At 65.3% G+C, this 25,700-nt stretch carries 29 protein-coding genes and 1 riboswitch; of the genes, 8 read left to right on the top strand and 21 right to left on the bottom strand.

The features are described from left to right. Complete coding sequence (locus X268_RS39645; RefSeq protein ID WP_164937925.1) at positions 1-459, bottom strand: hypothetical protein; 459 nt, start codon at positions 457-459, stop codon at positions 1-3. Here X268_RS39645 and X268_RS24845 point away from each other — a divergent pair. After that, positions 447-881: a hypothetical protein gene (locus X268_RS24845; RefSeq protein ID WP_128927364.1), complete on the top strand. Its 435-nt coding sequence runs from the start codon at positions 447-449 to the stop codon at positions 879-881. The two genes, X268_RS39645 and X268_RS24845, sit on opposite strands and share 13 nt — an antisense overlap. Before the next feature lie 99 nt (positions 882-980). On the opposite strand, the gene X268_RS24840 is transcribed toward X268_RS24845, so the two are convergent. The 8 genes from X268_RS24840 to X268_RS24805 form a co-directional block, all read right to left on the bottom strand. Then, positions 981-1,631, bottom strand: coding sequence for a glutathione S-transferase family protein (locus X268_RS24840; RefSeq protein WP_164937924.1), 651 nt, complete (start codon positions 1,629-1,631; stop codon positions 981-983). A gap of 235 nt (positions 1,632-1,866) precedes the next feature. Continuing rightward, positions 1,867-2,409, bottom strand: a complete 543-nt coding sequence (locus X268_RS24835) for a mismatch-specific DNA-glycosylase (RefSeq protein WP_164937923.1) — start codon at positions 2,407-2,409, stop codon at positions 1,867-1,869. Positions 2,410-2,732: 323 nt separating this feature from the next. Beyond that, positions 2,733-4,631 (bottom strand): phosphomethylpyrimidine synthase ThiC, encoded by a 1,899-nt coding sequence (thiC, locus tag X268_RS24830; RefSeq protein WP_128927362.1) that lies wholly within the window; start codon positions 4,629-4,631, stop codon positions 2,733-2,735. A 162-nt stretch (positions 4,632-4,793) separates the two neighbouring features. Continuing rightward, complete coding sequence (locus tag X268_RS24825; RefSeq protein ID WP_128927361.1) at positions 4,794-5,402, bottom strand: thiamine phosphate synthase; 609 nt, start codon at positions 5,400-5,402, stop codon at positions 4,794-4,796. After that, the gene (locus X268_RS24820) at positions 5,389-6,171 is read right to left on the bottom strand and encodes a thiazole synthase (RefSeq protein WP_128927360.1); all 783 of its coding nucleotides are present in this window, start codon (positions 6,169-6,171) and stop codon (positions 5,389-5,391) included. The genes X268_RS24825 and X268_RS24820 overlap by 14 nt, the downstream gene beginning before the upstream one ends. 150 nt (positions 6,172-6,321) lie before the next feature. Beyond that, a complete protein-coding gene (gene thiS, locus X268_RS24815) occupies positions 6,322-6,519 on the bottom strand; it encodes a sulfur carrier protein ThiS (RefSeq protein WP_128927359.1) in 198 nt (65 codons plus the stop codon). 7 nt (positions 6,520-6,526) lie between these two features. After that, on the bottom strand, positions 6,527-7,549 hold the full coding sequence (locus tag X268_RS24810) for an FAD-dependent oxidoreductase (protein WP_128927358.1): 1,023 nt from the start codon (positions 7,547-7,549) through the stop codon (positions 6,527-6,529). Continuing rightward, positions 7,537-7,678, bottom strand: a riboswitch (TPP riboswitch). Its footprint overlaps the gene before it by 13 nt. Positions 7,679-7,814: 136 nt before the next feature. Continuing rightward, positions 7,815-8,363 (bottom strand): lytic transglycosylase domain-containing protein, encoded by a 549-nt coding sequence (locus tag X268_RS24805; protein ID WP_164937922.1) that lies wholly within the window; start codon positions 8,361-8,363, stop codon positions 7,815-7,817. 231 nt (positions 8,364-8,594) lie between these two features. Between X268_RS24805 and X268_RS24800 the strand changes: the two genes are divergently transcribed. Next, a complete protein-coding gene (locus X268_RS24800; RefSeq protein ID WP_164937921.1) occupies positions 8,595-8,810 on the top strand; it encodes a hypothetical protein in 216 nt (71 codons plus the stop codon). Between the two features lie 20 nt (positions 8,811-8,830). On the opposite strand, the gene X268_RS40575 is transcribed toward X268_RS24800, so the two are convergent. Beyond that, positions 8,831-8,959: a hypothetical protein gene (locus X268_RS40575; protein WP_283818275.1), complete on the bottom strand. Its 129-nt coding sequence runs from the start codon at positions 8,957-8,959 to the stop codon at positions 8,831-8,833. A 179-nt stretch (positions 8,960-9,138) separates the two neighbouring features. Between X268_RS40575 and X268_RS24795 the strand changes: the two genes are divergently transcribed. Continuing rightward, positions 9,139-9,675, top strand: coding sequence for a PRC-barrel domain-containing protein (locus tag X268_RS24795; RefSeq protein WP_128927355.1), 537 nt, complete (start codon positions 9,139-9,141; stop codon positions 9,673-9,675). A 103-nt stretch (positions 9,676-9,778) separates the two neighbouring features. Here X268_RS24795 and X268_RS24790 read toward each other — a convergent pair whose 3' ends face one another. From X268_RS24790 to X268_RS24755, 8 genes are all read right to left on the bottom strand, one after another. Next, positions 9,779-10,990, bottom strand: a complete 1,212-nt coding sequence (locus tag X268_RS24790; RefSeq protein ID WP_128927354.1) for an ABC transporter substrate-binding protein — start codon at positions 10,988-10,990, stop codon at positions 9,779-9,781. 172 nt (positions 10,991-11,162) lie between these two features. Beyond that, entirely contained in the window at positions 11,163-11,990 is an 828-nt protein-coding gene (locus X268_RS24785; RefSeq protein WP_164937920.1) for an ABC transporter permease, read from the bottom strand. Beyond that, positions 11,987-13,249: an ABC transporter permease gene (locus tag X268_RS24780; RefSeq protein ID WP_128927353.1), complete on the bottom strand. Its 1,263-nt coding sequence runs from the start codon at positions 13,247-13,249 to the stop codon at positions 11,987-11,989. The genes X268_RS24785 and X268_RS24780 overlap by 4 nt, the downstream gene beginning before the upstream one ends. 211 nt (positions 13,250-13,460) lie before the next feature. Further along, positions 13,461-14,510 (bottom strand): ABC transporter substrate-binding protein, encoded by a 1,050-nt coding sequence (locus X268_RS24775; protein WP_128927352.1) that lies wholly within the window; start codon positions 14,508-14,510, stop codon positions 13,461-13,463. A 61-nt stretch (positions 14,511-14,571) separates the two neighbouring features. Then, a complete protein-coding gene (locus X268_RS24770; protein ID WP_128927351.1) occupies positions 14,572-15,741 on the bottom strand; it encodes an ABC transporter ATP-binding protein in 1,170 nt (389 codons plus the stop codon). 310 nt (positions 15,742-16,051) lie between these two features. After that, positions 16,052-17,620 carry a DUF4403 family protein gene (locus tag X268_RS24765; RefSeq protein ID WP_128927350.1) on the bottom strand — a complete coding sequence of 523 codons (1,569 nt, stop codon included), beginning with the start codon at positions 17,618-17,620 and terminating at the stop codon, positions 16,052-16,054. Positions 17,621-17,744: 124 nt separating this feature from the next. Continuing rightward, positions 17,745-18,383, bottom strand: coding sequence for a Vgb family protein (locus X268_RS24760; RefSeq protein WP_164937919.1), 639 nt, complete (start codon positions 18,381-18,383; stop codon positions 17,745-17,747). Between the two features lie 28 nt (positions 18,384-18,411). After that, a complete protein-coding gene (locus X268_RS24755; protein ID WP_128927348.1) occupies positions 18,412-19,632 on the bottom strand; it encodes a helix-turn-helix domain-containing protein in 1,221 nt (406 codons plus the stop codon). Positions 19,633-19,771: 139 nt separating this feature from the next. Here X268_RS24755 and X268_RS24750 point away from each other — a divergent pair, with 139 nt between their 5' ends. Continuing rightward, positions 19,772-20,563 carry a DUF899 domain-containing protein gene (locus X268_RS24750; protein WP_430648428.1) on the top strand — a complete coding sequence of 264 codons (792 nt, stop codon included), beginning with the start codon at positions 19,772-19,774 and terminating at the stop codon, positions 20,561-20,563. Continuing rightward, positions 20,556-20,855, top strand: a complete 300-nt coding sequence (locus X268_RS24745; RefSeq protein ID WP_128927346.1) for a hypothetical protein — start codon at positions 20,556-20,558, stop codon at positions 20,853-20,855. The genes X268_RS24750 and X268_RS24745 overlap by 8 nt, the downstream gene beginning before the upstream one ends. A 48-nt stretch (positions 20,856-20,903) precedes the next feature. Here X268_RS24745 and X268_RS24740 read toward each other — a convergent pair whose 3' ends face one another. The 3 genes from X268_RS24740 to X268_RS24730 all read right to left on the bottom strand — a co-directional run bounded on the left by X268_RS24740 (position 20,904) and on the right by X268_RS24730 (position 22,713). Next, on the bottom strand, positions 20,904-21,275 hold the full coding sequence (locus tag X268_RS24740) for a GIY-YIG nuclease family protein (protein ID WP_347341902.1): 372 nt from the start codon (positions 21,273-21,275) through the stop codon (positions 20,904-20,906). 201 nt (positions 21,276-21,476) lie between these two features. Next, a complete protein-coding gene (locus X268_RS24735) occupies positions 21,477-21,887 on the bottom strand; it encodes a c-type cytochrome (protein WP_245477641.1) in 411 nt (136 codons plus the stop codon). A 109-nt stretch (positions 21,888-21,996) separates the two neighbouring features. Next, complete coding sequence (locus tag X268_RS24730) at positions 21,997-22,713, bottom strand: L,D-transpeptidase (protein WP_164937918.1); 717 nt, start codon at positions 22,711-22,713, stop codon at positions 21,997-21,999. Between the two features lie 275 nt (positions 22,714-22,988). Here X268_RS24730 and X268_RS24725 point away from each other — a divergent pair, with 275 nt between their 5' ends. The 3 genes from X268_RS24725 (at position 22,989) to X268_RS24715 (ending at position 25,548) form a co-directional block, all read left to right on the top strand. After that, entirely contained in the window at positions 22,989-24,041 is a 1,053-nt protein-coding gene (locus X268_RS24725) for a glycosyltransferase family 4 protein (protein WP_164937917.1), read from the top strand. Positions 24,042-24,074: 33 nt separating this feature from the next. After that, positions 24,075-24,764, top strand: coding sequence for a class I SAM-dependent methyltransferase (locus X268_RS24720; RefSeq protein ID WP_128927342.1), 690 nt, complete (start codon positions 24,075-24,077; stop codon positions 24,762-24,764). A gap of 124 nt (positions 24,765-24,888) precedes the next feature. Beyond that, positions 24,889-25,548, top strand: coding sequence for a hypothetical protein (locus tag X268_RS24715; protein ID WP_128927341.1), 660 nt, complete (start codon positions 24,889-24,891; stop codon positions 25,546-25,548). The last annotated feature ends 152 nt before the right edge of the window (positions 25,549-25,700 follow it).

Raw genomic sequence — 25,700 nt, 5'->3', positions numbered from 1 at the left:
TCACCTCGAGGGCGGTGGCTGACGCTGGAGCGTAGCGGCAGGGGCGGCACGCTCAAAACGAAAAATGCGAAAACAACCCCATGCACAGTAGGCATCAGGCGGAAATCGTTGGATTTTTCTGAAATTCGGGAACAGCGAAATGAAGGTTTGCATCGTCGGGCAAATCAAGGGCAGAATGGCATGATGGAAGTTGGTCCGTCCTGCCGCCCCAAACCCCGCTGTCATGCCCGGCGTGACCGGGGCATCCAGTACACCGTGGCTTCTCGGCTCAATCACAAACGTCTCGGCGTACTGGATCGCCCGGTTGAACCGGGCGATGACAGTTGAGTGCGTGGCCGCAGACCGCGTCCCTCCTACGCCCATCATGTTGCCGCCCCGATCGATCAGGTAGATTCGCTGCGCCTGATTCGATTCCACCTTTGAAAAATAGCCCTTCGGAGACCCCCATGAAGCTTGCATCCACCTTTCGCGCCGCGCTGGTCGCCATCGCCGCTCTGGCCGGACTCTCGACCGCGGCGCAGGCCGACAGCGGCTTCGTGACGCTGACGATCTACAAGGCGGGCTGGATCATCGGCGGCTCCGGTGGGAGCGGCGTGCTCAACTTCCGCGGCCGCACTTACGGGCTCTCCACCGGCGGCCTCGACTACGGCCTCGTGTTCGGCGGCTCCAAGACCGTGCTGCGCGGCCGCGTCAGCAACATCAACCGCCCCTCCGACGTCGCCGGGGTCTACGGCGCCGCAGGTGCAGGCCTTGCCGTCGGCGCCGGCGCCCGCGCCATCGTGCTGACCAACCAGAAGGGCGCGGTCCTGGAGCTGACCGGCACGCAGGTCGGCCTGATGGCGAACGCGGACTTGAGCGGGCTTGCGATCACGATGCGGTAAAAGACGGTGCCGTAGGGAGGGCAAAGGCGCGGAAAGCGCCGTGCCCACCGTTCGTCAGTGATAGAGACAGGTCGTGGGCACGCTTCGCTTTGCCCACCCCTACGAACGGGACGCCGCGGTAAACACCGCAAGCTGCGCCTCGAACGCCCGCCGGAACGCCGGCCGCGCATCGCCGCGCGAGAGATACGCGGCAATTTCAGGATATTCGTCGAGCAGGCCTGACGTGTTCAGCCGCCGCAGCACCGTCATCATCATCAGATCGCCGGCGCTGAACGCACCATCGAGCCAGTCGGCTTTGCCGAGGCGGCGGGACAATTCGCCGAGCCTGGTCCGGACGCGGTCCTGCAGCATCGGCAGGCGCTCCGCGTACCAGCTCCTGTCGCGCTCGAACAGCATCGCCATGGTGAGCTCGACGATCGGTGGCTCGACCGTGCTCAGCGCGGCGAACATCCACGCGATGGCGCGGCTTCGCGCATCGGCATGCTTCGGCAGCAGGCCGTCGTGGCGTTCGGCGATATGGAACACGATAGCGCCGGACTCGAACAGCACGAGATCGCCATCCTCATAGGTCGGGATCTGCCCGAACGGATGCAGCGCAACATGCGCCGGCTCTTTCATCGCGGCGAACGAGACGAGTCGAACGTCGTAAGGCTGGCCGACCTCCTCCAGCGCCCAGCGCACGCGCATGTCGCGCGCGTGGCCCTTGCCGCGGTCGGGCGAGGTTTCGAAGGCGGTGATGGTGGGAGGCATGTCGGGCTCCGGGTTGATCGTGCTTTGTAGCCCGAGGACGAAGGACGAGTGCGGATTCCGACAGCCTATTTGCTTTGCCAGTAGGATGGGTGGAGCGTAGCGAAGCCCATCGCTCGGCATCCGCGGCGGAGCTACCCAATCCTCATGGTGAGGAGGCGCGAAGCGCCGTCTCGAACCATGAAAGGCCCGCACCTCGCTCGCAGCCATCCTTCGAGACGACCGCTTCGCGGTCTCCTCAGGATGAGGTCCGTGGTTGTTGAACCTCCAGCGCGGCGATCCACGCCGCCAGCTCGCGCCACGGCTCCAGCGTCCAATGCCCGGAGGCCGCACCCGACGGTGACGGCAGCACGAAAATCTCCGGCAGGCTTTGATCCCGCGCCTGCCGCCCCAGCGCAATCGCAGCTGACGGCCCGCCGTAAAACAAGCTCGCCGCCTTCTTGCTCGTGAACGCAATCGTCCGCGGCCGGTACTTGTCGATCTTCGCCCTGAACCCCGCCACGTCGATCGCCTCCGCCGCGATCTGGTGATCCATCCCGGCGCCCGTCTTGCAGAGATCGGTGAAGCCGATCCCGAGATCGATCAGCGCTGCAAACTCGCTTGGCTGATAGCGCCGCGGCGTGATCCCGGCCTCATGGATCGCACGCCAGAAGCGATTGCCGGGATGGGCGTAGTAGTGGCCGAGCTCGGCCGAGCGCGTCGAGGCGGCGGTGCCGACGAAGACGAGGCGGAGGTCGGGACGGAGCTGGTCGGGGAGGCGGGGGGGGAGGATGTCGGGCAAGTCAATTATCCGCGGCTGTAGCCCGCATGAGCGGAGCGATATCCATCTACGATAATCCGGAGTTCAGGTCCTGGTGGTTCCTCGGCGGTCGCCAAAATGATCCTGTCATCCAGAGAACGAGCTGGTCACTTGCAATCGGAGATCGAGATCCGGAGGACCTCACAGGGCAAGAGTACCAAGATCGGCGTAGCCAATGCTGATCACTGGCCGCATGTTGCTAGCATCTTGTTTGATCGATGCCGTGCCAAATTGAAAGAGGCCAGACTTTCGCCCGGCCTCTTACATCGTCTCACGATGCGGCTATGGAAGCGCGAGGTCGCCCCTCACAACACTCGGTTGCTCTCCTTCACCTTCTCCGCATCCAGATACAAGCTCTCGCCCATCTCCTTGAACTTCGCGCTCATCCTGGCCATGCCGTCTTCAGCGGTACCGGCCATCGACATGCCGACGCTGTTCGGATCGTTCAGCGTCGCCGCGTAATCCCGCACGTCCTGCGTGATCTTCATCGAGCAGAATTTCGGGCCGCACATCGAGCAGAAATGGGCGACCTTGTGGGCTTCCTTCGGCAGGGTCTCGTCGTGGAAGCTCTTTGCGGTGTCCGGATCGAGGCCGAGATTGAACTGGTCGGTCCAGCGGAATTCGAACCGGGCGCGGGAGAGGGCGTCGTCGCGCAGTTGCGCGGCGGGGTGGCCCTTGGCGAGGTCGGCGGCGTGGGCGGCGATCTTGTAGGTGACGACGCCGGTCTTGACGTCGTTGCGATCGGGCAGGCCGAGATGCTCCTTCGGCGTGACGTAGCAGAGCATGGCGCAGCCGAACCAGCCGATCATGGCAGCGCCAATGCCTGAGGTGATGTGGTCATAGCCCGGCGCGATGTCGGTGGTCAGCGGTCCAAGCGTATAGAACGGCGCCTCGCCGCATTCCTTGAGCTGCTTGTCCATGTTGATCTTGATCTTGTGCATCGGCACGTGGCCGGGGCCCTCGATCATGACCTGGCAGCCCTTGTCCCACGCGATTTTTGTCAGTTCGCCAAGCGTTTCGAGCTCGGCAAACTGCGCGCGATCGTTGGCGTCGGCGATCGAGCCGGGACGCAGGCCGTCGCCGAGCGAGAACGAGACGTCATACTTGCGCATGAGGTCGCAGATCTCGTCGAAATGCGTATAGAGGAAGCTCTCCTTGTGATGCGCCAGGCACCACTTCGCCATGATCGAGCCGCCTCTGGAGACGATGCCGGTGACGCGGTTGGCGGTGAGGTGGATGTATTGCAGGCGCACGCCGGCGTGGATGGTGAAATAGTCGACGCCCTGCTCGCACTGCTCGATCAGCGTGTCCTTGTAGAGCTCCCAGGTGAGCGCCACCGGATCGCCGTTGCACTTCTCGAGCGCCTGGTAGATCGGCACGGTGCCGATCGGCACCGGCGAGTTGCGAAGGATCCACTCACGCGTGGTGTGGATGTTGCGCCCCGTCGAGAGGTCCATCACGGTGTCGGCGCCCCAACGGATCGCCCACACCATCTTCTCGACCTCTTCCTCGACCGAGGAAGTCACCGCCGAGTTGCCGATGTTGGCGTTGATCTTGGTCAGGAAGTTGCGGCCGATGATCATCGGCTCGAGTTCGCTGTGGTTGATGTTGGAGGGGATGATGGCGCGGCCGCGCGCGATCTCGTCGCGAACGAATTCCGGCGTGATGAAGGCTGGCACCGAGGCGCCGAAGCTTTCGCCGTCGGCGAGGGCGGCCTCGGCGCGCTCGAGCTGCTGCTTGCGACCAAGATTCTCGCGGGCGGCGACATAGATCATCTCCTTGGTGATGATGCCGGCGCGGGCGAATTCGAGCTGCGTGATCTTGTGGCCGTCGAGGCCGCGCAGCGGCTTGTGATAGGCGCTGAAGGCGCGCGCGGCCTTGTCGGTGGAGACGCTGCCATTGTCCTCCGGCTTGATCTGGCGGCCCTCATATTCCTCGACGCCGCCGCGCTCCAGCACCCATTGCTTGCGATTGCGGGCCAGGCCGGCGTTGACGTCGATGGTGACGGACGGGTCGGTGTAGGGGCCCGAGGTGTCGTAGACCGGCAGGTTAGGCTCGCCGGCGCCTTCGGACAGGATGATCTCGCGCAGGGGCACGCGGATGTCGGGCGCAGCATCGGGGGTCGCGAAGATCTTGCGCGAGGAGGGCAGCGGACCGGTGGTGACGGCGGGAACGGTCTTATCGGGGTTGGAGCGGATGTTCATGGGATCCTCCGGTTTAATTCTGGTTGGCGGTGTTCGATCTCGTCATCCTGAGGTGCTCGCGGAGCGAGCCTCGAAGGATGAACGAGCCGGGCCGTCGCCCTTCGAGGGCCGCTGAAGAAGCGGCCACCTCAGGGTGACGGGATGAACAGGGTGTCATGTGCATCACGCCGCCTCCTTCGACTGGCCGAGCCATTGCCGCACGCGGGCGTCGGGGTCGGCGTTTTGTGTCACATCGGACACCACCGCGATGGAATCCGCGCCCGCGGCAAAGATCTCCGCGGCGTGCTCGAACTTGATGCCGCCGATGGCGACCAGCGGGATGGTGCCCACGCGCTGCTTCCATTCCGTGATCTTCGGAATGCCCTGCGGCTCGAAGCGCATCGATTTCAGCGTGGTGAAGAAGATCGGGCCGAGCGCGACGTAGTCGGGTTTGGCGGCGAGCGCAGTTTCAAGCTCCGCGTCGTCATGGGTGGAGATGCCGAGCTTGAGGCCGGCCTCGCGGATCGCCTGGAGGTCGGCTTCGGCCAAATCCTCCTGGCCGAGATGCAGATATTTTGCACCGGCAACGATCGCGGCACGCCAATAGTCGTTCACGACCAGCTTGGCCTGCGTGTCCTTGGTGATCGCCAGCGCGTCGCTGACGATCTGCAGCGCGTCAGCGTCGTTGAGCTCTTTCGCGCGCAGCTGGATGGTGCCGACGCCGAGCTTGGTCAGGCGCTCGACCCAGTTCAGGCTGTCGACGACGGGATAGAAGCGATCAGGATACGGCATGCCAGAACGGGGTCCCAACGACAGGGGTGGAGGGGGAAGCGAAGTCGCGGGCGTTCATCAGCCCGGCTTCATAAGCGGTGCGGCCGGCCTCGCAGCCGAGGCGGAAGGCCTTGGCCATCGCGACGGGATCGGCGGCTTTTGCGATTGCGGTGTTGAGCAGCACGGCATCAAAGCCGAGCTCCAGCGCCTGCGCCGCGTGGCTGGGTGCGCCGAGGCCGGCGTCGACCACCAGCGTGATGTCGGGCAGCCGATCGCGCAGCAGCTTCAGCGCATCGCGATTGGTGATGCCTTTTGCGCTGCCGATGGGCGCCGCCCACGGCATCACCACCTTGCACCCCGTTTCGACCAGGCGGCTCGCGACCGAGAGATCCTCGGTGCAATAGGGGAACACTTCAAAGCCGTCCTTGATCAGGATGGTGGCGGCTTCGACCAGGCCGACGACGTCGGGCTGCAGCGTGTCGTTGTCGGCGATGACCTCGAGCTTGATCCAGCTGGTGCCGAACAATTCCCGCGCGAGCTTGGCGGTGGTGACCGCCTCGCGCACGGTGCGGCAGCCGGCGGGGTTCGGCAGCACGGTGACGTCGAGCTCGCGGATCAGCTTCCAGAACGCATCGCCGGTCTTGCCGCCGGCGGATTCGCGCCGCAGCGACACCGTGACGATGCTCGCGCCGGAGGCGCGGATCGCTTCCTGCATGATCGCAGGCGAGGGATAGAGCGCGCTGCCGATCAGCAGCCGCGAGGCGAAGGATTTGCCGTAGAAGCTCACCATGTTGGATTCCCCGTCATTCCCGACGGGCCGCGGAACGCGGACCGATCCGGAATCTCGAAGTTGTGGCGCGAGATTCCGGGTTCACGCTTCGCGTGCCCCGGAATGACGGGCCAATAGAGCCGTCGTCGCGAAGAGAGGGTCGCATTCCATTCACCCTCCCTGCCGCGGCGTGATGATCTCGATCTCGTCGCCGGCCTTCAGGCTCGTCTCGGCCCAGCGGCTTTTCGGCACGACGTCGTAGTTGAGCGCGATCGCGAAATGGGTGCCCTCGTAGTCGAGCTCGGCGAGCAGCGCATCGACGCTGGCCGCGTTCACCTCGCGCTGCTCGCCGTTGATGATCAGAAGCATTGGACGATCACCCGCATTGCATCACCTCGTTGTCGATCTGGCCGCGCTCGACATAGGCGAGCGTCAGCTCGGCGAGTGCGGGGGCGATCAGGAAGCCGTGCCGGTAGAGCCCGTTGACGGTGATCCTGCGGCCGCGAATGCCGATGCGGGGCAGATTGTCGGGAAAAGCGGGACGAAGCCCGGAGCCGAACTCGACGATGCGGGCTTCACCGAAAGCGGGATGCACGGTGTAGGCGGTGCCCAGCAGCTCCAGCGCCGAGCGGACGCTGACGCCGGTGTCCTCGGCTTCGATCGAGGTCGCGCCCAGCATGAACAGATTGTTCTCGCGCGGGATCACGTAGAGCGGCCAGCGCGGATGCATCAGCCGCACCGGGCGCGCCAGTTGCACCTCGGCCGTCTCGATCAGGATCATCTCGCCCTTGACGCCGCGAAGCTCGGGCTGCTCGTCACGGGCACTGATGCCGCGGCAGTCGATCACGATGCCATCAGGATCCTTTGCGAGATCCCCTACGGTGACGTCGCTGCTGAACTTGATGGTGCCGCCGGCGGCGCGGATGCGCTCGTGCAGCTGCGGCAGCACGCGGCGCGGCTCGACATGGCCCTCGGCCGGGAAGAACAGCGCATCGCGGAAGCGGCCCTCCAGCGACGGCTCGAGCGCAGCAAGGCCGGCGGCGTCGAGCCGGCGGTGGTCTTCGGTCATGCGGGCAAAGCGCTCGAAATCGTTGCGCTCGCGCGGATGGGCGACGACGAGGGAGCCGTTGAACGGCGTGTCGGGCAGCTCGCGCCGCCAGATGTCGAGGGAGCGCAGCCCGAGCCTGGAGATGATGGGTTCGGCGACCTCGGCCTCGCAATAGGGCGCGAGCATGCCGCCGGCCCAATGGCTGGTGGCGTCCGTCATCGCCTCGTCACCGCGCTCGTGCAAGGTCACGGCATGACCGGCCTGTGCGAACAGCAGAGCCTGCCAGGCGCCCGCAATGCCTGCGCCGATGATGGATACCGGAGAATCCGGTCGCTTCGTGGTTTGCAACATCCCTGTCCCTTCGCCGGCATGACCCGGATCAGGTTCAAAGGGTCACCGCGGTCTTGAGCAGCCGGTGTTGGCCGAATTGCCCATTTAGCGGTATCTCAGCTCCTCCTCGGAGCACCCCTCGGAACGCGTCCAATGTATGCCAGTGGGGCGGGATGGTCAACGCGTGTTGCCACAGGGCTGTCATTCCGGGGCGATGCGAAGCATCGAGCCCGGAATCTCGAGATTCCGGGCTCGACGCTGACGCGTCGACCCGGAATGACGGTGGTTAGTGCGGAACCTGCGCCCGTGCGTTGCGCACGCCTTGCGCCATCTTCCTGTGCGTCGAGGCGCCGAACATCGGCTGCGGATTGCCGTTCGGCTCCAGCCAGGGCTGGCCCATATTGGACTCGCCCATGCTGGCGAGCTGCACGGCCTCCTGCCGCTGGCGCTTTGCGGCGTAGTAATAGCCGCCCGCGAAATAACGCACGGCTTTGGCGTGGTCGCCATTGGCGGCGCGATAGGCGCCGGCAAGGTATTTCACGGCATAGGTGAGATTGGTGTTGGGATCGCGTAATCCCGCGGCATCGCCGGTGTAGCCGACGCCGCGGGCGGTCGCGAGCTTGATCTGCATCAGCCCGATGGTGCCGCCACGGCCGACGAGATGCGGCTGATAACGGCTCTCGCGCATGATGACGCGGTGCACCAGCGCTTCCGGCACGCCGTTGGCGCGGGCATGGGCGGCAACCATCTCGGCATAGTCGGCTTCGCCGGCCATGGCGGCTTGGGGCAATGTCAATCCGGCCGCGAGCAACGCGGCAATGCGTAAAATCTTCATCAGATGTCCCGTCAGTAGCCTGCGCCCAGCCGCCTTAAGCAGCCCGAACACGGCGATGATGTGGCCAAACGCCGCCGCTGACGTTTTTGCGGTGCCGTGCCGCCGTTACGACGCAAAGCCGGCGTAATTGGGCTGTCGAGGCGGATGACCTCCGCTCGCGACAGCACGCCTGTCTATTCGCGCCGGCGCGCGAAAGCGAGTATGCAAGCGCTGCAAATCGGGAGAGGTGCCATGACAAAAGCCAGCCTGGTCACTGCACACACCGGCGACATCCCCAGAGACAACCCATGTGCCCAATGCGGCACGCCGATCCCGCAGCCCGACTGGATCGAGCCGGGCGAGGGGCGCGTCTCCTATCTCTGGCCCTGCCACGCCTGCAACTACCGCTTCGAGGCGGTGGCCATCTTCGACGAGCACGCGATCGAGCATCCGCCGCTCGCGGCCTGAGGCGCCGAGCCAAAAGAAATCTAGGCCGCCAGGCGCGGCTGCTGCCCGAGCGGCAATAGCATCCGCACGATCAGTCCATGCGGCTCGCGGGCGTGCAGCGACAGCCGGCCGCCAGCCTTCGGAAACGTGCGGGCGATGTCGGCGAGCATCCGTGGTCGCTCGGGCGCATCATCGTCGGCGGGGAACCGTGCGTTGCAAAATGTTCCTAGGTGACACAGGAACAGTCCCTGCAGTTCGCGCATCGCGCGACGAAATTGCGGCGCGCTCGGAACTGCGTGTGATCAGCGCTGTTTTCTCAACACGAGTTTCTTGTGAAGGAGAGGACAACATGCTGACGAAATCGATCGCCGCCGGCCTCGCCGGCACGGCACTTCTTGCAACGGTTGCGTTCGCGCAATCGCCGAGCGCCACCACCGACAAGGCGGCACCTTCGGCAACCACCGCGGCAACGACGACCACGACCGCGTCCGGCCAGTGGCGCGCCTCGAAGATGTCCGGCGTGAAGGTCTACAACGAGGCTAACGAGAACATCGGTTCGATCAACGACCTGCTGATGGACAAGAGCGGCGCCGTCAAGATTGCCGTGATCGGCGTCGGCGGCTTCCTCGGCATGGGCGAGCATCTGGTCGCCGTGCCCTATGAGAAGTTGAAGTTCGTCAACGAGGCCGTGGCCTACACCGGCACCGGCACGAATCCGGGCGCCAAGCCCGCCGCTAGCACCACGACTGGCGCTGCGACCGGAACCGACAACAGGCCTGCTGCGACCACGACGTCGTCCACCTCGAAATGGTATCCGGACCACGCCGTGTTCAATGCGAGCAAGGATGAGCTCAAGAACATGCCCGAGTTCAAGTACTCGGAGTAATGCGGCTCGACTGACGGCCTAAACGAAGCGCGCCCGGTTTTCACTGGGCGCGCTGTCGTGTCTTCGTCCACCTCGCTTCGCTTGCGGGAGAGGGCGAAGTCCTTCAGTGCGTCACCAGCGGGCAGCCGCCCTTGTCGAGCGGACGGAAGGCCTCGTCGCCGGCCACGGTGGCGATCAGCTTGTAGAGGTCCCACTCGCCCTTGGACTCCTCGGGCTTCTTGACCTCGAACAGATACATGTCGTGGACCATGCGGCCGTCGATGCGGATCTTGCCGTTCTTGGCGAAGAAGTCGTTGACCGGCGTCGCGCGCATCTGCGCCATCACCTTCGGCGCCTCGTCGGTCTTGATGGCGTCGATCGCCTTCAGATAGTGCATGGTCGCCGAATAGAGGCCGGCCTGGATCATGGTCGGCATGTGCCCGACCTTCTCGTTGAAACGCTTGGAGAAGGCGCGGGTCTCCTCGTTCATGTCCCAGTAGAAGGCGTCGGTGACGATCAGGCCTTGCGTCGCCTTGATGCCGAGCGAATGCGTGTCGGTGATCTCCTGCAGCAGCGCGATCATCTTCTGGCCGCCCTGGGTCAGACCGAACTCGGCCGCCTGCTTCAGCGCGTTGGTGGTGTCGCCGCCGGCATTCGCCAATGCGACCACCTTGGCCTTCGAAGCCTGGGCCTGCAGCAGGAAGGAGGAGAAGTCCGACGAGTTGAGGGGATGGCGGACCTCGCCGAGCACCTTGCCGCCGCTCTCCTTGACCACGTTGGCGGCGTCGCGCTGCAGCGCCATGCCGAAGGCGTAGTCGGCGGTGACGAAGAACCAGGAATCCTCGCCGCGCTTCACCATTGCCTTGCCGGCGACGTTCGACAGCGCGTAGGTGTCGTAGGTCCAGTGCACCGTGTTCGGCGAACATTGTGCCCCGGTGATGTCGGAGGAGCCGCCGCCCGAATTGATGTTGATCTTGTTCTTCTCGCGCGTCAGCGCCGAGACCGGCAGGGCCACCGACGATGTCGGCACGTCGAAGATCGCGTCGACCTTGTCGTTGTCGTACCAGTTGCGGGCGATGTTGACGCCGACGTCGGGCTTGTTCTGATGGTCGGCGGCGACCACCTGCACGGGCTTGCCCGCGACCTTGGCGCCGTAATCGGCAACCGCCATCTCGACGGCGGCGAGCGAGCCCTTGCCGGTCGCGTCCGCATAGAGGCTCGACATGTCCGTCAGCACGCCGATCTTGACGACGTCGTCGGAGATCTGCGCCTGCGCCGCGGCTGTCGTGGCGGCGAAAGCGAGGCCGGCCGCGACGGCGGCGATGAGTTTTTGCATGGTTGTTGCTCCCTGTGTGTTGTTGTTTGGGCGTTGTTGCAGGGACGTTCTAACGGTTATCGGCGGCCGCAGCTAAGCAATCCGCGCCGTAGTAGAATGCAAAAACAGAAGGGACGGGCGGTGTTCCTTCTTCCTTCTCCCACAAGGGGAGTAGGAAGAGAAAGAGCGCCGCTCAGCCACCGCCCTTGAGCCGTTCGTTGCGCCGGCGCAGGCCTTCCATGGTGGCGAGGAGGATGACCGACACCGTCGTCAGGATCACCGCTGCGGCCGTGATGGTCGGGCTGATGTTCTCGCGGATGCCGCTGAACATTTCGCGCGGCAGGGTGCGCTGCTCGGGACCTGCCATGAACAGCACGATGACCACCTCGTCGAAGCTGGTGGCGAAGGCGAACAGCGCGCCCGAGGCGAGCCCAGGCAGGATCAGCGGCAGGATCACGCGGCGGAATGCCTCAAGCGGCGAGGCGCCGAGCGAGGCGGCGGCGCGCGCCAGATTGGTGTCGAAGCTTTGCAGCGTCGCGCCGACCGTGATCACCACGAAGGGCGTCGCCAGCGCGGTGTGAGCCAGGATCAGGCCGAGATAGCTGCCGGTGAGGCCAATCGGCGCGAAGAAGAAATAGAGGCCGACCGCGGTGATGACGCCGGGCACGACCACCGGCGACAAGACGAAAGCAAGAACGAGCGGCTTGAACCGGCTCTTCCACTGCGCAAGGCCCAGCGCGGCCAGCGTGCCGAGCACCATGGACAGCGCGGTCGAGGCGACACCAATGATCACGCTGTTCCTCAGCGAATTCATCCAGCGCGGTGAAGTGATGAAGTCGTCGTACCAGCGCAGCGACAGGCCGGGCAGCGGATAGGTCAAATAGGAGCCCGCGCTGAAGGACAGCGGCATGATCGCCAGGATCGGCGCGATCAGGAAGATGAACACCAGCGTCGAGATGACGATGGTCGCAGCCCACGCGATGCGCTGGCTGGGCGTGCGAAGTGAGGAATTGTCGCTCAATTCTTCATGCCTCCCGTCACCTGCTGGCCCTGCACCAGTCTGCCGTAGACGAGCGCCAACAGAATGGTGGCAAGCAGCAGCACCGCGCCGAGCGCGGAAGCAAGGCCCCAATTGGCGGTCTCGGTGGTGTAGAGCGCGATGAAATAGCTGATCATCTGATCGGCGGCGCCGCCGACGAGGGCCGGCGTGATGTAGTAGCCGAGCGCCAGGATAAAGACGAGCAGGCTTCCCGCACCGACGCCGGGCAGGGTCTGCGGCAGGTAGATCCGCAGGAAGGCGGTGAGGGGTGGCGCGCCGAGCGAGGCGGCGGCCCGCATGTAAGCGGGCGAGATTGCCCTCATGCTGCTGTACAGCGGCAGGATCATGAAGGGCAGGAGAACGTGGGTCATCGCCACGCAGACGCCGAAGCGGTTGTAGATCAGGCGCAGCGGCTCGTCGATGATGCCGAGCCAGTGCAGGCTGTCGTTGACGACGCCTTTGCTCTGCAACAGCACGATCCAGGCACAGGTGCGGACCAGCAGCGACGTCCAGAACGGCAGCAGGACGAAGATCATCAAGAGGTTCGACCGGCCGGGCGGCAGCGTCGCCAGGAGGTAAGCGACCGGGAAGCCGAGGATCAGGCAGAGGGCGGTGACGCTGAGGCTGATGATGAAGGTGCGGGCGAACAGGCCGCGATAGATGGCCTGGTCCGGCGGCGCCGCGACGATCGCGCCATCGACGTTTCGCGTCAGGTCGAGCGCCGCCAGAAGGTAGAAGCTCGTGATGGGGCCGCCGGCATCCTTGATCGTGGTCCAGGTGACGCGTTCGCGCCAGGCCGGATTGATCTTGCCCAGCGTCTCCTTGGCGGTGCCGGGCTCCGGAGCCGCCTTCAGATTGCGGGCCGTGCTGGTCAGGATGGTGCGGAACCCGTTCAGCGCGTAGTTCAGCCGCTTGGCCGCAATCGCGATGGTGCCGGAGGCACGCGCCGCCAGCACGTCGCCCGCCAGCGCCGCATAAGCCTTCTCGTCCGGCAGGTCCCTGCCATCCCAGCTGGCGAGAGCGGCGATGGTTTGCGGCAGGACTTGGCGCACCTCCCTGTCATCGACCGCGCGCCACAGCATGCCGGCGATCGGCCCGGCAAAGGTGAAGAGCAGGAAGACGAGAAGCGGCAGAACCAGCGCCAATGCCTTGACCTGGCGCGTCCGCTCTGCACGCCTCAATCGGCGCTTGAGCGGCACCTCGGTTTGGGCATCGGCGCCGATCGCGGGCGCTGCTGTCATGGAGAAAGCCTGTTGGAACGGCCTGAGCAAGCGCCTCGTCCTTCGAGACGACCGCTTCGCGGTCTCCTCAGGATGAGGCTTATCGCCATCGTTGCCTGTAAAGTCGCTGCCACAGACTCAGACCTCATCCTGAGGGCCCGCCGTAGGCGGGCGTCTCGAAGGATGCGCCGCGGGCGAGTTGTCCGCCATGCATCCTTCCCGTAAGTCGGCGCTATTTCGCGGCCCATTTGTTGAAGCGTTCGGTCAGGCGGTCGATGTTCTCGAGCCAGAAGCCGACATTGATCTCGACTGCATTCTTGATGTTGTCAGGCGCGGTCGGCAGGTCCTTCAGCACGGCGGGCTGCAGCTTGCCGGCTGCATCCTTGTTGGAAGTGCCATAGGCGATGTTCTCCGACAGTTTCGACTGGTTCTCCGCCTTGCCGACGAAGTCCAGGAACTTGTAGGCGGCGTCCTTGTTCGGGCTGCCCTTCAGGATGACCCAGCTGTCGAGGGTGAAGAGCGCGCCGTCCCACACCATGCCGAAGTTCTTCTTCTCGTTCTTGTTCGCGGTGTCGATGCGGCCATTGTAGACCGAGGTCATCGCCACCTCGCCGGAGGCGAGCAGTTGCGGCGGCTGGGCGCCGGCCTTCCACCAGACGATGTCGCCCTTGATGGTGTCGAGCTTCTTGAACGCGCGATCGACGCCCTCGTCGGTCGCAAGCACCTTGTAGACGTCCTTGGGGGCGACGCCGTCTGCCATCAGCGCGATCTCCAGCGTGGTCTTCGGGCCCTGACGCAGGGCGCGCTTGCCGGGAATCTTCTTGGTGTCGAAGAAGTCGGCCCAGCCCTTGGGCGCCTCCTTCAGCTTGTCCTTGTCGTAGCCGAGAACGAAGTCATAGAGGATCGCGCCGACGCCGCAGGGGTTGACCGACGGCGGAATGTAGGCGGCCTCGCCGCCGATCTTGGTATAGTCCAGCTTCTCGAACAGGCCTTCCTCGCAGCCGACCGCGAGCTCGTCGCTCTCGACCTGAACGACGTCCCAGGTGGCTGCGCCGCCCTGCACCTTGGCCCGCAGCACGCCGACGCCGCCGTCCCAGGACTCGTCGTTCATGGCAACTCCGGATGCCTTCTTGAAGGGCTCGAAATAGACCTTCTTCTGGGCATCCTGGTACGCGCCGCCCCACGATACGATTGTGAGGTCGCGCGCCTCTGCGACCGTCGCCAGCGCGGCGCTGGCACTGAACGCTGCGGCGAAACCCAGAGCAATCTTGCGATTCAGCATGGTCTTCGTTCCTTCTTCGTGAGTTACGTGAGTTGATTGTCTCGGGACCGCTTGCGTTGGATCAGACGGGATCGAGGGCGAGGCAATCCTCGGGGCGGAAAGTGATGAAGACGCTTTCGCCAGGTCTTAGGGCGCCAGGTCTTAGGGCGCCAGGTCTTAGGCTGCCAGGTCTTAGGTTGCCATGGCTCAGGCTGTCATGAGCGCCCGGCTGAAGCTTGACCATGAACTCTCCGTTGCCGGCGACGTCGAGCACGGCCAGCGCATGGTCGCCGAGATAGATGGTGTTCTGCACCTTCGCCGGCAGGCGGTTCGTCCCGTCGCTGGAGCTGCCGTCCGGGACGATGGCGATCCGCTCCGGCCGCACCGACAGCGACGTCGATGCGCCCGCGCCCGATATGTTGACCGCCCGGGCGGTCACGGTGCCGCCGCCGGCCAGCGCAACCCGGCAATAGTCCTTGTCGACCGTCTCGACGGTGCCGGCCAGCACGTTGTTCTCGCCGATGAAATGGGCAACGAAGCTGTTCACCGGATGCTCGTACAGCGCATCGGGCCTGTCGATCTGCTGCACGATGCCGTCGTTGAACACGGCGATGCGGTCCGACATGGTGAGCGCTTCGCTCTGATCGTGGGTGACGTAGACGATGGTGATGCCCATCGTCTCGTGCAGCTGCTTGATCTCCAGCTGCATCTGCTCGCGCAGACGCTTGTCGAGGGCGCCGAGCGGCTCGTCCATCAGCACGAGCTGCGGATTGAAGACCAGCGCGCGGGCTAGCGCCACGCGCTGCTGCTGCCCGCCGGACAGCTGCCCGGGCCGCCGGTGCGCCAGGTTTTCCATCTTGATCATGCGCAACGCCGCAGCGACGCGCTCCTGCACGTCCGCCTTGCTGGTCTTGCGAACCGATAGCGGGAAGGCGATATTCTCGGCGATCGTCAGGTGCGGAAACAGGGCATAGTTCTGGAACACCATGCCGATGTCGCGCTTGTGCGGTGGCATGTTCTTGATCGGCCGCTCCGCGAGATAGATCTCGCCGTGGGTCGGAACCTCGAAGCCGGCCAGCATCATCAGCGTGGTGGTCTTGCCCGAGCCCGACGGACCGAGCAGGGTGATGAACTCGCCCTTCCTGATGTCGAGATCGAGGTTCTTCACCACGAGGTGCTCGCCATCATAGGTCTTCTGAATGCCGGAAAAGCGCACCAATGCCGGCGCGGGCGTGACCATGCCGGCTTCCATGTTGTCCTCGCGTTGTCCCCTACGTGCCGTTTGAGACTAGCATCCTGCGGCGAGAATGCCAGCGGCGAAAGCCATGATGAGGCGCGCGAGTATAGGCTATTGCATGCGCTCGCGGCGGTAGCTTGCGCACGCCTCGTCCTTCGAGACGGCGCTTACGCGCGTCCTCAGGATGAGGCTAATCGGCGTGAACGCCAGTTCAAAGTGTTGCCGCGCACTCCTGTCCTCATCCTGAGGAGCCCGCCTCGGGCGGGCGTCTCGAAGGATGGCCGGAGGGAAAAGCTCTCGGCGATAGGCTTGCGGTGAGCGCGCACTACATCCCCGAGAGCTTGCTTACATACACGTTCAGCGAGCCGCCGGCTTCCGCGACCACGCGGAGCGTCTTCGAGTCGAACGCGATATCGGCGAGCGTCAGGCTCTCGATCCTGGCGTCGACCTTGAGGCCGTCCTCGCTCTTCTGGTAATCGGCGATCGCGGCGGCGATCTTCTCGCGCGCGTTGGCGGCGATCGGCTTCAGGTCGAGCGTCGCCTTCTGAAGCAGCGCCTGCTGCATCTGCGGCACTACGGCGCGCGCCGCGGCGCCCAAGAGGCCGAACGCCGCCTCGGATTCCACCGCGAGCTGGATGTCGGTGAGCCGCAGCGTCTGTTGCGCCTGATCGAGCACCGGCCGGCCCCAGATATGCACGGTCGCCTCGGCGCCGAGGCCGAACCAGCTCTTCTTCTCCTTGGCGCGGACCAGCAGCGAGATCAGCAGTCGGTCGCCCGACGGGATCACGTTGGCGCTCTTCACGGTGACGTCGACCGGGCCGGAGCCGTCCTCGGGATAGGTGCGGCCGACCATCTGCGCGGCGATCAGCCTGTTGATCTCGGTGAACGGCACGTCAATCGGCACGCCGATGTTCACGCCGGTGCCGGTCGGTGGCACGATCGAGATCTTGTCGGGGAACGGGCAGTCCGGCTTGGTCTGCGTCGAGGTGACGCGCGTCTCCGCTTCCAGGCCCAGCAACAGGGTTACGGCCTGCGCGTCGACACGCGGCTGCGCGGCGATGGCGCGGATGGGCTTCATCTCGAGCCAGAGCGGCGGAAGCGCCGCCGAGGCGCCGGAGCCCTGCAACGGGATCGAGCGGCAGGCCTTGGCCCATTGCAGCTTCGCATTCTCGCGCAGCGAGGGATCGTTGCGAATGCGCTCGGAGACGATGTTGATCTGCTCGCCGACATTCTTGTCGATCAGCGGCTTGACCTGCGCCGGCACGTTGATCTTGGCGCCGGAGACGTTGAGATTGGTGTCGCCGAGATTGACCTGGGCGCCGAGATTGGGCTCCAAATGCCAGTTGGCCGCAAGCTTCGGGCGCGAGGTGACGATCACGTTGCCCTTGATCTCTGCGCTGGCGTTCAAATTCTTGATGTTGACCGCGCCGATCCGTTTCGCTGCGTCACCGCCGAGCACGCTGCCGAGCGCGTCGCCGAGCGCGCCGGTGGCTTTCGCGGACAGCGAGCCCGTCACGTTCAGCTTGCCGGTGAGCGGCGTCGAGATCGTCAGCACGTCCTTGTCGCCGCTCGCTGCCATCGGCCCGCGCGCCGCGGTCCAGCCGATGTCGGCGTTCTCCAGGATCTGCGAGATCGGGTTGTCGGCCTTGCCCGCGAAATTGCGCGGCGCAGCCTTCTCGGCCTGCTCGCGGATCGCCGAGATCGCGATGGCGACCGGGGCGATCACGATGGAGCTCTTCGACACCGGCGGCAGCGGCGGCAATTGCGCGACCGGCGGGGCCGAATTCGTCGCGCGCGGCGACAGGAGGTCCATCGCCTTCAGGCTGATGAAGAACGACGCTGCGAGCACCGCGAGGCCGATCAGGATCGTCTTCAGATTCAACGTCAGTCGCATCAATCCCCCAAGCCGCCCCGGCCGGGATTTTACAGGGCAGGCGACCAGGGCGCTAGAGCGCACCGATGGGGTGGAATTGGGGCGAATGGGTTAACGGCAGCGATCACGTCGCCGCGAAGACCCTCTAGCTGCGCCGGGGACGGCGGATCGCTCTCACATTGCCGTTGGCGCCTCCGCCGCAGAAGAAGCGGTCGCCGCCATCGGACTCCAGCCCGGATACGCCGGTCCCGGCCGGCAGGTCGAGCTGCTCGAGCACCTTGCCTGTCTCCGGGTCGATCCGCCGCACGTCGCTCTCCTCGTTCTCCCAGGTGCCGTGCCAGAGTTCGCCGTCGACCCAGGTCACACCGGTCACGAAGCGCTTGCTCTCGATGGTGCGGAGCACCTTGCCGGATTCCGGATCGACCTGATGGATCTTGCGCTCGCGATATTGTCCGACCCACAGCGAGCCCTCGGCCCAGGCCAGACCGGAATCACCGCCGCCGCCCGGCGCCGGAATGGTGCTGAGCACCTTCCCCGAGGCCGCATCGATCTTCTGGATGCGGTCCTCGGCGATCTGGAACAGGTGCCTGCCATCGAACGCCGTTCCGGCATGCGCGGCGACGTCGATGGAGCGCGCGACCTTGCCGCTATCAGGATCGACCGCATTCAATTTGTCGCCGGAGGCGAACCAGACATGGCTGCCGTCATAGGTGACGCCATGCACGGCATCGACGCCTGCAAAGGGCCCGTATTCCCTGATGATCTCGGCGGCTGAACGCTTCATCTGCTCGCTCCCTGTGATGGGGTCCAATTTACGCCTTCAGGAGCGGCATGGGGAGTAACAAGCCTGTCGGGAAACCCGGGACGGGCGGCGTCATCCAGCGCCGGGCCCGGCCATGTCCGAAGGACTGCACCTTGCCCGATCGCGCCAGCTCGTCGAGCGCTCGCTGCACCGTGCGCGCGCTGGTGCCAAGCGCCAGCGCGAGCGCCGAGCTCGACCAGGGCTCACCGTCGGAGAGGAGGGCGAGGGCGGCGGCATGTTTTTCCTCGACGGGCCGCGCCAGTACGAGGACATCGCGGGTTTTGCGCGGTGTCAGCACGAACCCTTGCTTCGTCGCGTTGATGTCGGCCAGCGGCTCGAGCTGGGTGCGGAGCCGCCCGATTTCGACGCGCAACCGCGCGCGATGCGATTCATCCAGATGCCTGGCGTGAAACGCACCCGCGATCAGCGTCTGCCGCGAGACGTCCGCGGGCCAGGCCTGCGCCAGGATGCGGACGAGGGCGAACAGCACCGGCCGGGTGCCGAGCGGCACGATGGTGCCGCGCCTGCGCACCGCATGATGGAACGTGTCGACGACGAGCGCCTCGGATGTGGCGAGATCTTCGACCTGTTCGAGCAGCAGCGGCCGCTCCTCGCCGCGCGTGATCAGGCGCGCCGCCGGCGCATCGAGCACGAGGCTCGCGCTTTCGACCTCGGCCGCGAGTGCGGGAATGTCGGCCTGCCGCACCGCACGGGCCGCGCGCGCCAGCGCCGCGCGCGCGTCTTTCGTCCTGAGTTGCCTGATGGCGATGCCGGCGACGACGAGCTCGCGCATGACTTGCGATGCAGGCGGCAGCGGAAGGCTGGCGAGTTCGGCCAGCGTGCGTCCGGCCTGGTCCAGGCTGCCGAGGAGAAGAAGGCGGCGGGCCTCGATGTGGCCCGCATGGGCGGCATTGACGACATCGCCGTGCTTCTCGAGCGTTGCACGCGCCGCCGCGAGCGTTTTCGCGGGCCAGCTCAGGTCGCGCGAGACCAGTGCGATCTCGGCTTCGGCGACCACGCATCTGGCGCGCGCGACCGCCTCGCGCGGACCGAATGCGCGCGCGGCGCTGCGCAGCAGCGACTTGGCCTTGGCGAGATCGCCAAGCTGCGCCATCGCAATGCCGCGCAGCGCCAGCGACGGCGCATCGTTGCGGAGCGCGACGCGGTTCAGTGCGCCGAGCGGATCGCCCGCTTCCAGCGCTCGGGCGGCGGCCGTGATCAGCGACTCCATTCAAATCCCGCCACACTTGTTACTCCCACCGCGCAACTGTGCGGTGCCAGAAATCGTTGACGGCCGACGATGTGCGGTGAGGGGCGAGCGGTTCCGCCACGCAGGCCGATCGCCCAAGCGAGCGATTTGGAGAGTCATGATGACATTAGCCCAGAACGAACGGAATAACGCACAGACCGCCATGCAGACACCGCCGGTGGTGTCGCCGCAGGACTGGGAGGCAGCCCGTCAGCAACTGCTCGTCAAGGAAAAGGCGCATACCCGCGCCCGCGACGCCCTGGCCGCCGAGCGCCGGCGCATGCCGTGGATGGAAGTGACCAAAACCTATGCGTTCGAGGGGCCCGGCGGCAAGCTCAGTCTCGTCGACCTGTTCCAGGGGCGGCGGCAGCTGATCGTCTACCGCGCCTTCTTCGAGCCCGGCGTGTTCGGCTGGCCCGATCACGCCTGCCGCGGCTGCTCCATGGTGGCCGACCAGGTCGCCCATGTCGCGCATTTGAACGCCCGCGACACCACGCTGGTGTTCGCCTCGCGCGCGCCGCAGCCCGATATCGCCCGGCTGAAACGGCGGATGGGCTGGATCATGCCGTGGGTCACCGTCACCGACAGCTTCGACGCCGATTTCGGCGTCGACGAATGGCACGGGACGAACGTGTTCTACCGCGACGGCACGCGCATCTTCCGCACCTATTTCGTCAAGAGTCGCGGCGACGAGCAGATGGGCGGCACCTGGAACTACCTCGACATCACCCCGCTCGGCCGTCAGGAGGTCTGGGAGGATTCGCCGCCAGGCTATCCGCAGACGCCGACCTACAAATGGTGGAACTGGCATGACAGCTACACGGAAGGCGCCGAGCCCGACAAGAAGTGGGTCGAGATCTCCGACGCCGGCGAGAAGGCCTTTCGCAAGGAGGCTGCGGAAGGACGTGACTAGTCCCGCCAGCGCAACCGCCGGCGCCGCTCGCGACGGCGTTGTGACGGCGCGCCATCTCGCCAGGTGGCTGGCCTTGTGGCTGGCCTTGGCGGCGACACCGACCTTCGCGATCATGGCCGTGCTGACGGTCATGATCGGGGGTGGGCCGGCAGACCTGCTGTGTGCCGCCGGGCAGGGCTCTCTGCTCGGCGGAATGGTGCCGATGTATCTCTTGATGAGCGCGTTTCACTCGGCAGCGTGGCTGAGGTTGATCGCGGAGCGGCGGGCGCGTCCGTGTCGTCCGTCCGTGTGAACGTCTCGCCCTTCGAGACGACCGCTCAGCGGGCTCCTCAGGATGAGGCTAACTACCAGCGGTCCCGCGGCGATATGTTGCCGCACACTCAGACCTGAGGGTCCGCCGCAGGCGGGCGTCTCGAAGGATGACTTGATGCGCGCTTTGCCAATTCATGGAGTTCGGCAAAATTGCCGCGCATGAAGGCTTCCTTCTTCGCGCGGCTCCACTTCTTGGGTTTCCGCTCGCATTCGATCGCGTCGGGATGCAATCGAACCATTGCGAGAAGATCAGCGTCACGGGGCGACGTGACTTTGTGTAGCCCTCGAACGTGCCGGCGTTATGCTGCGCAACCCTGATCTCGAGGTGGGTGCGCGTCGTGCCGATGTAGTAGCTGCCGTCCCGACATTCGAGAATGTAGAGCCACGCCCCGTCCGTCATCGTGAACGCCTCGTCCTTCGAGACGCGCGCCAGGGCGCGCTCCTCAGGATGAGGCTAACCGGCATCTTCGCCTTGGTGCAAGCGCTTCGTAGGGAAAGGCGACCGCACACTCCGCTCCTCATCCTGAGGGCCCGCCGCAGGCGGGCGTCTCGAAGGATGGCCACGATCGCCGACACAAAACGACCCGCTTCGCCTAGGTCGTTACTGCGAGGCCGACTGCAGATACGCAATCACCTTCGCCGCTTCCTCCGCCGAGACGCCGCCATAGGGCTGCATCTTGTTGCCCGACACCACGTCGTCCGGCTTCACCATGAAGCGCGTCAGCTTGTCCTGGTCCCAGACGAAGCCGGCTTCCTTCATCGACGAGGAGTAGTTGTAGTCCGGCAGCGAGCCGGCCTTGCGCCCGACGATCTTGTTGAGGTTGGGGCCGAGGCGGTTGTCGCCTTCCTTCGCCGAGTGGCAGGTGCGGCAGGAATTGTTGAAGGCTTGCTTGCCGGCCTCGTCGCTGGTCGGCTGCTGCGCGAGCGCGGAGGGAGCGGACACGAGCAGCGTCAGTGCTCCGACGATCGCGTGCAGCCGAGGGCTCGCTGGGGATTGCAGCCGTGATTGCATTTGCGCCTCCATGGAGGACCCGCGCCGCGGCGCGCGCGCCGGCATGAGAGCAAACGAAAGCGGCCCCGACGGGGTTCCGGGGCCGTTTGCGTCACAATGTCCAGACGGTTCAGCGCGTCGCGGTTCCGAGCTCCGCGCGGCGCTCGGTCATCGGCAGCACGATCACCTTGGTGCCGACGCTGACACGCGAATAGAGGTCGGTGACGTCGTCATTGGTCATGCGGATGCAGCCGGACGAGACGCGCTTGCCGATGGTCTCGGGAGCGTTGGTGCCGTGGATGCGGTAGATGGTGCCGCCGAGATACATGGCGCGGGCCCCTAACGGATTGCCGGGGCCGCCGGCCATGTGGCGCGGCAGATAAGGCTGGCGGGCGATCATCTCCGCCGGCGGGGTCCAGGCCGGCCACTCGGCCTTTCTGGACACCGACTGGACGCCCGACCAGGTGAAACCGTCGCGGCCGACGCCAATGCCGTAGCGCAGGGCCTGGCCGTTGCCGAGCACGTAATAGAGATAGGTGTTCGGCGTATCGATGATGATGGTGCCCGCTGCTTCGCGCGTCGCGTAAGCGACGGTCTGGCGGCGGAAGCGGGCAGGCATCTCGACGACGTCTTGATCCTCGGACGGCTCAGTCTGATAGGTCGGCGTCTGATAGGGTTGGTAGGGCTGGAACGGCTGCGGCGCGGCCATCGGCGGCAGCGGCTGGGAGAAGGGGAATATCTGCACCGGCGCGGCCTTGGCGCTACCCGCAAATGCGATTGCGGAGACCGCGACAGCACCTAGCGCAACGGCGCGCGAAAACGTCTTGAAAATATCCAGATTGAACATGTGATCGCCCCTGTTTGCTTGGTGGTTCTCGGCCACCATGGCACCGTTGCGGTGCTCTGTTGCGTAGATCACTAACGGCAAAACGTTTCGGGACATTTGCGCGGAAAACCCAAAACGGTTTCACGGCGGCAAGGATTGTTTCATGACAGTTTCGTGGCTCGGCCCGCCGGAGAGCGTACAAAACCGGCCGCCGACACTTCTGTGACGTCACACGCCTGAAATATCCATGGTTGATGGTCGAAAGCCGAGAATCATCAAACTCTCGGGATTTTCCCATGCGGGTATTAATCGCGACTGACGCCTGGCATCCGCAGGTCAACGGCGTGGTCCGGACGCTGACCTCGCTGGCAGGCGCCGCCAAGGCGCTCGATGTCGAGATCGACTTCCTGACCCCGGACGGCTTTCCGTCCTGGCCGCTGCCGACCTATCCGGGCCTGCGCATTGCGCTGCCGTCGGGAAAGGAGATCGCGCGGCGGATCGAGAGGTGCGCGCCGGACGCACTGCATATCGCTACCGAAGGCCCGATCGGCTGGGCCGCACGTGCCTATTGCCGCCGCAACCGGCTGGCCTTCACCACCTCCTACACCACGCGCTTTCCGGAATATGTTTCGGTGCGGACCGGCATCCCTGCGGCGGTCGGCTATGCCGTGCTGCGCCACTTCCACGATGCTGCCGCGATGACCATGGTGGCGACGCCGTCGCTGCGGCAGGAGCTGTCCGAGCGCGGCTTCAAGCGGCTCGGCTTCTGGACGCGCGGCGTCAACACCGAGCTGTTTCATCCCGACAGCCCGGCAAGGCTCGATCTGCTGGGTCCGATCTTCATGACGATGGGCCGCGTCGCGGTGGAAAAGAATCTCGAAGCGTTCCTCTCGCTGGACCTGCCCGGCACCAAGGTCGTCGTCGGCGACGGCCCGCAGAAGGCGGCGCTCGAAAAGAAATATCCCGACGCCGTGTTCCTCGGCGAGAAGAAGGGCGCCGATCTCACCGCGCATCTTGCCGCCGCCGACGTCTTCGTCTTCCCGAGCCTGACCGACACGTTCGGCGTGGTGCAACTCGAGGCGCTCGCTTGCGGCACGCCGGTCGCGGCGTTTCCGGTCACGGGTCCGAAGGACGTCATCGCCGATCATCCGATCGGCGCGATCGACCACGATTTGCGCACCGCGTGCCTGCGCGCACTCACCATGTCGCGCCAGCCCTGCCGCAACTTCGCACTGGAGCGCTCCTGGGAGAACAGCGCGCGCCAGTTCGTCGGCAACCTCACCTCACTTCAGCCCAGCCGCGTCTTGCGCGCCTCGCCCCGCATGGCGCGGCGGCCGGTGCGCGGTTGACCTTTCATTTGACCCACAGCGAGAACCTCATCGATGGCTAAGATCATGAACCTTGACGGCACCCAGCAGCTCGACCTCACGCGCGGCACGGTCGAGCAGGCTTATGACCGCTGGGCGCCCGTCTACGATCTCGTGTTCGGCGGCGTGTTCGCCAAGGGCCGTCAGGCCGCGATCGCGGCCACCAACAAGATCGGCGGCCGCGTGCTCGAGGTCGGTGTCGGCACCGGCATCTCGCTGCCGATGTACGCGCCGAACCTGCGCATCTTCGGCACCGACATTTCGGAAGCCATGCTCGACAAGGCGCGCCAGCGCGTCGCCGAGGGCAAGCTGAAGAATGTCGAGGGTCTTGCGGTGATGGACGCCGAGAAGCTCGAATTTCCCGACAATTCCTTCGACGTGGTGATGGCGCAATATGTCGTCACCGCCGTGCCGAACCCGGAGAAGGCGCTCGACGAGTTCGCCCGCGTGCTGCGTCCCGGCGGCGAGCTGATCATCCTGACCCGCGTCAGCGCCGATGCGGGCGTGCGCCGGTTCATCGAGCAGAAGCTGCAGCCGGTGGTACGTCCGCTCGGCTTCCGTACCGCCGAGTTCGCCTGGTCGCGTTATGCCAAGTGGCTGGCCGGTGCCCACGGCATCGAGCTTGCCGAGCGCCGCCTGATTCCGCCGCTCGGTCATTTCTCGCTGGTGCGCTTCCGCAAGGTCGACGTCGCGAAAGCGGCGTGACATCAGGCGCGTGTGTCGTGCGTCATCGCGCCGCTGCGTGTCATCACATGACAAGATGATGTTGTCACACGGCGTACATCGAATCCCTTTAACCCCGTACCCGAGAAGCATTTTGGGGAAGAGCATGATCAAGAATTATCTCGAGCAGCTGCGGATCCAGCGCTGGGACGACCATCGCTACTATCACCACAGCCGCATCAATCAGAGCCTGCACTTCGTCAGCGCGCTGAGCTTCCTCCTCGCCTATGTCTGGCTGTTCATCGATCCCGTGGTCTCCGCGCTGGTCGGCTGGCTGGTCTCGATGACCTCGCGCCAGGCCGGACACTTCTTCTTCGAGCCGCACACCTACGACCACATCAACCAGGCGACGCACGAGCACAAGGAAGAGATCAAGGTCGGCTACAACCTTCAGCGCAAGGTCGTGCTGATGGCGATCTGGGCGTTCTCGCCCCTGGTGCTGGTCGCCGATCCGACGCTGTTCGGCCTGTTCACGCCGTGGGCGAGCGCGACCGACTTCATGCGGCAGGTCGCCAAGATCTGGCTCGTGGTCGGCGGCGGCGGTCTGTTGTTCCGCACCGTGCACCTGTTCTTCATCCGCGACATCGAGACCGGCCTTGTCTGGATGACCAAGATCCTGACCGATCCGTTCCATGACCTGATGCTCTACCACAAGGCCCCGCTCGCCCTGATGCGCGGCGAGCTGATGGACCCCGGCCTGCACCTCAACCCGGAGCATACGCTCGGCCTCATCGGCGAGTCCTCGCTGGAAGAGCAGCACGCCTGAGCGCGCTGCGCACACAACACACTCCGATGTCTGATGGTTACGTCATGCCCGGCCTCGTGCCGGGCATCCACGTGTGGGGAGCTCTTATGTGCACCGTCATTCCGGGGCGATGCGAAGCATCGAACCCGGAATCTCGAGATTCCGGGTTCGGT

The sequence above is a fragment of the Bradyrhizobium guangxiense genome (assembly GCF_004114915.1).
In the GTDB taxonomy this organism is placed as follows: domain Bacteria; phylum Pseudomonadota; class Alphaproteobacteria; order Rhizobiales; family Xanthobacteraceae; genus Bradyrhizobium; species Bradyrhizobium guangxiense.
The sequence above is the reverse complement of the archived record's forward strand: the minus strand, read 5'-3'. Positions and strand labels throughout refer to the sequence as shown.

Bases quoted from the DNA above. Each gene is read 5' to 3' on its own strand.
- X268_RS24780 (WP_128927353.1), bottom strand. From the start codon at position 13,249: ATGACAGCAGCGCCCGCGATCGGCGCCGATGCCCAAACCGAGGTGCCG.
- X268_RS24765 (WP_128927350.1), bottom strand. From the start codon at position 17,620: ATGCGACTGACGTTGAATCTGAAGACGATCCTGATCGGCCTCGCGGTG.
- X268_RS24740 (WP_347341902.1), bottom strand. From the start codon at position 21,275: ATGACGGACGGGGCGTGGCTCTACATTCTCGAATGTCGGGACGGCAGC.
- thiS (WP_128927359.1), bottom strand. From the start codon at position 6,519: ATGCTTCTGATCATCAACGGCGAGCAGCGCGAGGTGAACGCGGCCAGC.
- X268_RS24720 (WP_128927342.1), top strand. From the start codon at position 24,075: ATGGCTAAGATCATGAACCTTGACGGCACCCAGCAGCTCGACCTCACG.
- X268_RS39645 (WP_164937925.1), bottom strand. From the start codon at position 459: ATGCAAGCTTCATGGGGGTCTCCGAAGGGCTATTTTTCAAAGGTGGAA.
- X268_RS24840 (WP_164937924.1), bottom strand. From the start codon at position 1,631: ATGCCTCCCACCATCACCGCCTTCGAAACCTCGCCCGACCGCGGCAAG.
- X268_RS24750 (WP_430648428.1), top strand. From the start codon at position 19,772: ATGACATTAGCCCAGAACGAACGGAATAACGCACAGACCGCCATGCAG.
- X268_RS24725 (WP_164937917.1), top strand. From the start codon at position 22,989: ATGCGGGTATTAATCGCGACTGACGCCTGGCATCCGCAGGTCAACGGC.
- X268_RS24825 (WP_128927361.1), bottom strand. From the start codon at position 5,402: ATGCCGTATCCTGATCGCTTCTATCCCGTCGTCGACAGCCTGAACTGG.
- X268_RS24810 (WP_128927358.1), bottom strand. From the start codon at position 7,549: ATGTTGCAAACCACGAAGCGACCGGATTCTCCGGTATCCATCATCGGC.
- X268_RS24775 (WP_128927352.1), bottom strand. From the start codon at position 14,510: ATGCTGAATCGCAAGATTGCTCTGGGTTTCGCCGCAGCGTTCAGTGCC.
- X268_RS24845 (WP_128927364.1), top strand. From the start codon at position 447: ATGAAGCTTGCATCCACCTTTCGCGCCGCGCTGGTCGCCATCGCCGCT.
- X268_RS24755 (WP_128927348.1), bottom strand. From the start codon at position 19,632: ATGGAGTCGCTGATCACGGCCGCCGCCCGAGCGCTGGAAGCGGGCGAT.
- X268_RS24770 (WP_128927351.1), bottom strand. From the start codon at position 15,741: ATGGAAGCCGGCATGGTCACGCCCGCGCCGGCATTGGTGCGCTTTTCC.
- X268_RS24800 (WP_164937921.1), top strand. From the start codon at position 8,595: ATGACAAAAGCCAGCCTGGTCACTGCACACACCGGCGACATCCCCAGA.
- X268_RS24735 (WP_245477641.1), bottom strand. From the start codon at position 21,887: ATGCAATCACGGCTGCAATCCCCAGCGAGCCCTCGGCTGCACGCGATC.
- X268_RS24795 (WP_128927355.1), top strand. From the start codon at position 9,139: ATGCTGACGAAATCGATCGCCGCCGGCCTCGCCGGCACGGCACTTCTT.
- thiC (WP_128927362.1), bottom strand. From the start codon at position 4,631: ATGAACATCCGCTCCAACCCCGATAAGACCGTTCCCGCCGTCACCACC.
- X268_RS24820 (WP_128927360.1), bottom strand. From the start codon at position 6,171: ATGGTGAGCTTCTACGGCAAATCCTTCGCCTCGCGGCTGCTGATCGGC.
- X268_RS24730 (WP_164937918.1), bottom strand. From the start codon at position 22,713: ATGTTCAATCTGGATATTTTCAAGACGTTTTCGCGCGCCGTTGCGCTA.
- X268_RS24760 (WP_164937919.1), bottom strand. From the start codon at position 18,383: ATGAAGCGTTCAGCCGCCGAGATCATCAGGGAATACGGGCCCTTTGCA.
- X268_RS40575 (WP_283818275.1), bottom strand. From the start codon at position 8,959: ATGCTCGCCGACATCGCCCGCACGTTTCCGAAGGCTGGCGGCCGGCTG.
- X268_RS24805 (WP_164937922.1), bottom strand. From the start codon at position 8,363: ATGAAGATTTTACGCATTGCCGCGTTGCTCGCGGCCGGATTGACATTG.
- X268_RS24715 (WP_128927341.1), top strand. From the start codon at position 24,889: ATGATCAAGAATTATCTCGAGCAGCTGCGGATCCAGCGCTGGGACGAC.
- X268_RS24790 (WP_128927354.1), bottom strand. From the start codon at position 10,990: ATGCAAAAACTCATCGCCGCCGTCGCGGCCGGCCTCGCTTTCGCCGCC.